Source organism: Mycobacterium sp., assembly GCF_040509115.1.
Lineage (GTDB): Bacteria > Actinomycetota > Actinomycetes > Mycobacteriales > Mycobacteriaceae > Mycobacterium.
The window spans coordinates 1-3,530 of record NZ_JBEVLO010000474.1; the positions used below are offsets into that span (position 1 = coordinate 1).

Sequence of the window (3,530 nt, forward strand, 5' to 3'; positions counted from 1 at the left end):
CGAGACGGGTCGCGGTTGGTCGGTTGCCAGGTCGTCGAAGGACGCCACTCGCAGTGCGTTCGCTGTGCCGACCTTCACGACGCTCCTCGCTGGGGCAGGGCGCGTCCGCTCCTGGCCCGTGGACGGATGGCCAGACGTCGACCACGCCGCGTTGCTGCCAACTCGCGGATCTGGTCGGTCATCGCGACGAGCTCTTGTGCATCCAGCGGTTGGGGTCGCTCTCGAGGGCGCTTCGGTCCCATCCCATCGAATCGGCTGCCGCCGCGTAGGTGAATTCGAGGAAATCCATCACCGCCCCGTCGGGGTCGTTCGATTGGCGTGCAACCTCGTAGGGCAACAGGTACTGCCGCAGCGTGGTGTCGTAGAAGACACCGTCGGGAGTTCCTGGGACATCGGAGAAGCCGGTCGGTTCGGGGTAGGCGTATGAGTAGAACGCCCCTTCGGCCGCGCCACCCGGCCAGAATCCGCAGCTGCTCAGCTCGTGGGAGTAGCCCTCCTCCATCACCCAGTCGCCACAGTTCGGCGCTCCGCCGGGATGCCGGGGGGCGAGGCGACCGGAGAATCGGGTGCACGCCAGGTCAAATGATCCCCAGAAGAAGTGCACGGGGCTGACCTTGCCGATGAACCGGGCACGGAACTGGCCGATCACCCGGTCGGCCTGCACCAGCTGTCGCCAGAATGCGTTGGCCGCGCCGGGGTCGTAGCCGGTGTGGGTGTCCTCGGCGAACGGGATCGCGGGGTCGACTTCATTGGGCCCGTTGGAGATGTTCGCGTCGATGCCCAGCCTGGTGAGCGTCTCCAGTACTGCGTGGTGGAACTGTGCTACGGAGGTGTCCCGCAGGTCGATGGTGGCGGCGCCACCGTCGCTGACCCGCATCACGAGTGCATGGTCGACGAAGTCGAACTCCATGTCGAAGGAGTTCATGCCCACGGGGATCGCCGACGTCGTCAACCCTCGCGGTGAGACATAAAGCGGGACCTGCCACCAGTGGTTGAACAACGGCGCGTGGGCCAGTCGGACCTTGCCCACGATCTGGCTCCACATGTGCAGCGATCTGCGCGTCGGTTCCCAGTCGTCGACGCGAAGAGCCGGCCAGCCTTCACCCGCTCGGACATCGGTCATTCGAACCTCCCTGTTGTCGTAGAACCGAAACGACGCCCGGTACCCGTGGCGTCGGCGTTGAGTGTCGTTGCATACCCGTTCCGCATTGGCGATCACCCGGTGTGCGGTATGTGTTCGGTGGGAATGACGCCGAATCGGCCCGCCTGGTAGTCCTCGTAGGCTTGGACGATCTCCGGCCGGGTGTTCATCACGAAGGGGCCGGACTGAACCACTGGTTCTCGGATCGGCCTGCCGCCAAGGAGTAGGACCTCCAGGTTGGGCTCCCTGGCGGATTGGCTTCGCTTGGCGCTCAGGGTGAGTGCGTCACCGGCGCCGAAAAGGGCGAGTTGGCCCTCGCGGATGGGTTGTGCCGCTGCACCAACGGTGCCGTTGCCGGCGAGTACGTAGGCCAGCGAATTGAAGTCAGCCTGCCACGGCAGTTCGAGGCGCGCGCCGGGGCTGACTGTCGCATGCACGACGGTGATCGGCGTATAGGTCGTCCCGGGCCCGGTGAAACCGGCGACGTCTCCGGCGATGACCCGTAGCAGAGCACCGCCGTCGGCCGAGGACAGCAGTCGGGCTTGGTTGGCGCGGATGTCCTGGTAGCGCGGTGTGACGAACTTACTGGCGCGCGGCAGGTTCACCCACAGCTGGACGCCGTGGAATATCCCACCGGAGACGACCAGCTGCTCCGGCGGCCTCTCGATGTGCAAGATTCCGCTGCCAGCGGTCATCCATTGGGTATCGCCATTGGTGATCGTTCCCCCGCCGCCATGGGAATCATTGTGCTCGATCGTGCCATCGATGATGTAGGTGACGGTCTCGAAGCCCCGATGGGGATGCCACGGGGTACCCTGGGGTTCGCCTGGTGCCCAATCGATCTCGCCCATCTGGTCCAAGTGGACGAAGGGATCCAGGTCAATGTGCGACACACCTGCGAATGCGCGTCGCACGGGGAACCCGTCGCCCTCGAGTCCGACCGGTGCGGTGGTGACCGATCGCACCGATCGCTGCGTCGCAGCATCTTCAATCGGTATGGGGACACGTGGCAAAGTGAGCGTGTCCGCAGTGATGGCAGGCATGGCTTGGTCTCCTGTCAGTTGGCGGAAGTCGTGGGGTGTGAAGACGCAGACGGCGGCCGTGTTGTTTGTGTTAGTGGCTTCGCATTCGGTCGACGACGAAGTCGGCAGCCTCTTCAGCCATACCGTTGACGGCGTACGCGCTGTGGGCGCCACGGTCTAGGCCGCCCGACTCGCAGACCGGATCCCCTGGGGCGCAGAGGTCGATCGTCTTGTCGGTGAAGGCGGGGCCGATCTCGATGGGAGGCGCGTCACGCTGCAGCAGTCTCACGACTTCCGGTGAGGGTTTTCCGAACAGGACGACCGCGGAAATTCGCTCGGCGACCTCCGGAGTTAGTGGGGTCAGGGAGTATCCGGCGGGGACTGCTTCGCTGGTGACGTATCCGCTGACGGCTGCGCCCTGGGAGTAGCCGCCGACGATGATCTTGGTGGCGGGGCAGTTGGCCGTCAGATCGCGCAGGTGGTTGCTGACATCCAGGATGCCGTCGACGACACGATTGAACTGCAAGGACGCCGGGTAGTTCGCGGCGTGGACTCCAACGATGCGGTCGGGTAGCCGGTGTTGCAGTGCTTCGATGAAGGGCACACCTATCTTGCCCACGCCCGGTCCCTCGAAGGTGCCGCGAGCAAAGACGACCTCGACATCGGCACAGCCGACGACTGAGGAGGCCGTCTGATCCCCCTTCGCCTGCCCCGGGAAGGCGCCGACGAACAGCGCAGCTACCGCCGCGCCAACGGCCATCGCGTAGAGCGAGCGACGCGTCAGGTAGTACTTCTGTTGCACTGCAATGGATTGCGGAGGTCTCAGTCTCTTCATGACGATTGTGTCCTCTTGCTTCGTGACGGTTGCTCTTCCGCCCTATTCGCCGGGTCAAACCCCCAGGCACGTCGTGGGGCCCTCGTCGAGGCCCTGCCCGTAGTTCGACGTGACGAGGTCTGTACGCCCCGATGATGTTGTGACCACCTCGCTTGGTGAACTCGGGAATACCCACGGTCGGTGGCGAGGGCGGCCAGCAGGACGCGCAGTTGAGATCGGCCGCGATGGATCCGTGACATGACGGTTCCCAGCGGCGTGCCCATGATGTCGCTGATCTCCTTGTAGGCAAATCCTTCGACGTCGGCGTAGTACACCGCCATCCGTAAGGCGACGGGCAGGGCGTCCAGTGCGCTCCTGATGTCGCTGTCGGGCAACGACTCCAAGACTTCAACCTCCGCAGAGCGCAGTGCTCTCGGTGAACGTTCAGCGTCAGCGACCAACTGCCAGTCGTGAAGCGTGTTGATGGGCAGCTCGGCGGGCCGGCGCATCCGCCTGCGGTGACCACTGATGTGGGCATTGGCCTGGATGCGAA

Annotated in this window: 3 protein-coding genes and 1 pseudogene; all 4 read right to left on the minus strand. The window is 64.7% G+C overall.

Annotation, left to right across the window (positions count from 1 at the left end):
* Positions 1-178: 178 nt before the first annotated feature.
* Entirely contained in the window at positions 179-1,123 is a 945-nt protein-coding gene (locus tag ABW137_RS32345; protein ID WP_526406438.1) for a DUF5996 family protein, read from the minus strand.
* Positions 1,124-1,215: 92 nt separating this feature from the next.
* The gene (locus ABW137_RS32350; RefSeq protein WP_526406440.1) at positions 1,216-2,184 is read right to left on the minus strand and encodes a pirin family protein; all 969 of its coding nucleotides are present in this window, start codon (positions 2,182-2,184) and stop codon (positions 1,216-1,218) included.
* Between the two features lie 70 nt (positions 2,185-2,254).
* The gene (locus ABW137_RS32355) at positions 2,255-2,998 is read right to left on the minus strand and encodes a cutinase family protein (protein WP_526406442.1); all 744 of its coding nucleotides are present in this window, start codon (positions 2,996-2,998) and stop codon (positions 2,255-2,257) included.
* 116 nt (positions 2,999-3,114) lie between these two features.
* A pseudogene (locus tag ABW137_RS32360) lies at positions 3,115-3,530 on the minus strand (sigma factor-like helix-turn-helix DNA-binding protein); the annotation flags it as partial.